The 2,126-nt window shown below is 41.3% G+C and carries 2 protein-coding genes; one reads left to right on the top strand and one right to left on the bottom strand.

The features are described from left to right. Nucleotides 1-68: 68 nt before the first annotated feature. On the bottom strand, nt 69-518 hold the full coding sequence (gene tnpA, locus AAEZ02_RS21650) for an IS200/IS605 family transposase (protein WP_124013301.1): 450 nt from the start codon (nt 516-518) through the stop codon (nt 69-71). Between the two features lie 73 nt (nt 519-591). On the opposite strand from tnpA, the gene AAEZ02_RS21645 reads away from it, so the two are divergent. After that, the gene (locus AAEZ02_RS21645; RefSeq protein ID WP_351124982.1) at nt 592-2,082 is read left to right on the top strand and encodes an RNA-guided endonuclease InsQ/TnpB family protein; all 1,491 of its coding nucleotides are present in this window, start codon (nt 592-594) and stop codon (nt 2,080-2,082) included. Nucleotides 2,083-2,126: the final 44 nt, after the last annotated feature.

Raw genomic sequence — 2,126 nt, 5'->3', positions numbered from 1 at the left:
ATTGAACATTTTTAGGGCGCATTCTCGCTTGCTTTAGCTGCGAGTTAAGCCTTGCGTAAAGCGAAGCTTTACTGTTTGCTTATTGCTTTGCTTTGCTTAATGGATTTATCAGAGGGAGGCTTCTTCTGATTGTCAATATAAGCAGCTACCTGTTCCAAATTTCCGCCACCACATGAAACTACACAATAGCTTGGTGACCAAAATTTACTACCCCAAAGTTTGGTACGAATACTTTCCCAAAACTCTCTGCGAAGTACATAACTAGATTTACCTTTTAGTTTTCCAACTAGATTTGATACAGCCACTTTGGGGTGTACCTGCACCATTAAGTGTACGTGGTCAGCTTCAAAACTGTATTCCATTAACTCACATTGCATTTGTAGGCAAGTCTCGGAAAACACCTCTCGAAGACGCTCTCCCATTTCTAAAGTAAAAACCGCTCTTCTGTATTTCGCAACAAAGACTAGATGGACTTGGTTTTTATAGATGCAACTGCGTCCTGTTCTCCACTCGTACATATAAACCTCACGCTTGATTTGCTATGCAAAGTAGTCTAGTCTGTTTATAAACACATTACAAGGTAGCTTACGCATGGCAATACGCGGTTTTAGTATCAATATCTCTGACAAAACAAGTAGCCGTCAGGCTACTTGTTTTGCTCAGTGGATCGGTGCTTCTAACGTAATGCGTAATCAAAAAAGATCAGAGTATGTTGGTCTGCTTGCTGAAAGCAAGGGCGACCAGATTAATCAAGCCTACAGCCACATACGCACAAATAAGGAACTGCCTTTTTTAAAGGCAATTCCTGTGCAGATAATGCGTAACGCAGCAAGCCTTGTATTTGCTGACGTAGAAGCTTCACGCAAAGGTTTACGTAAGTTTCCTAAGCAAAAGGGGCGCGGCAAAAAACGCAGTGCTTTGATCACAAAAGAGCTGTTTATGCTTGAGCCGTTAGGCGAAAGTAAAACGCTCTTAACCATCTTTGATAATGCGACCAAGAAACGGCAAAAGTTGTTTTCAATTCAACTGGATTACGTACCAGATCAACTTTGTAAACAGTTTAGGATCTCAAGATTAGGCAATAAGTTTACTTTCTCGGGTTCGTATAACGACGGTGTAGACTCACCCACAAACGAAGAATTACTTAATGGCTTTGTAGAATACAATGACGATGATTTGCTTGCGCAAATCACGGGCATCGACCGTGGTGTTGTTCTCCCTGCTTGTACAAGTGAGGGCGCACGCTACGCTTATAATCCAGCACAAGTTGCTAAACTGAAAGCTATCGCTAAGAAAAAAGCGCATTATCAGCGCCTTTTAGCGAGTAAAAAACGCTTAAACAAAAATAAAAACAAGCACCGCTGTGAGTCTAAGTCACAACAAAATTTAGCGACTAAAATTTCTAAATTAGATAGCAAAACAGCTAATGTTCGTGAGAACTTTTGCCATACAATTTCTAAAGAAATTGTTATACAAGCCAAACCTATTATTAGCTTAGAAGATTTAAAGCTGACCAATATGACGCGCAAGGCGAAGCCTAAGCGTGACTCAACAGGTCGTAAATTTATCAAGAATAATGGTAGAGCAAAGAGTGGTCTAAACCGCTCTTTACTTAATGTATCTCTCGGCAGGCTTGGTATGTTTATTACGTACAAAGCGAACGACTACGGCAAAGCCGTCGTAGCAATAAACCCTGCTTACACGTCACGAACGTGTCACATTTGCAAAAAGAAACACACCGTCAGACCAAACCAAGCTACGCTGGTTTGTCTAAACGGGTGTGGTACATTTAACGCTGACGAAAATGCAGCGATAGTAATAGCACAACGTGCAGTACCTTACATCAAAGAGTCTAAGTTTGCTGATAAAGCAAAAACTCGTAAGAATACTGCAATCAGGAAGAAAAAGGCGGTATCACCGCCACTGGTGAGCGAACTGTCATCAGTTAAAAAATCAGGAAAGTTAGAGGCTGTTTCTTCGGAAATGTCACCTTGTTTGCTAACGCAAACAAGCCGACGTAAGACCACCATCAGGCGGCACGCTGTGTACCAAGCTTTCTTACAACAAGGGACATTAACTTAGTTTTTGTCTTGGAAACTCGATAGCTTTAGCTACGAGTAGTTCAT

Source organism: Shewanella sp. T24-MNA-CIBAN-0130 (assembly GCF_040310185.1).
Classification (GTDB): domain Bacteria; phylum Pseudomonadota; class Gammaproteobacteria; order Enterobacterales; family Shewanellaceae; genus Shewanella; species Shewanella psychromarinicola.
Note: the sequence above shows the minus strand (reverse complement) of the source record. Positions and strands in the feature narration are given on the sequence as shown.

Coding starts and splice junctions, on each gene's coding strand:
- tnpA (WP_124013301.1), bottom strand. CDS start 518: ATGTACGAGTGGAGAACAGGACGCAGTTGCATCTATAAAAACCAAGTC.
- AAEZ02_RS21645 (WP_351124982.1), top strand. CDS start 592: ATGGCAATACGCGGTTTTAGTATCAATATCTCTGACAAAACAAGTAGC.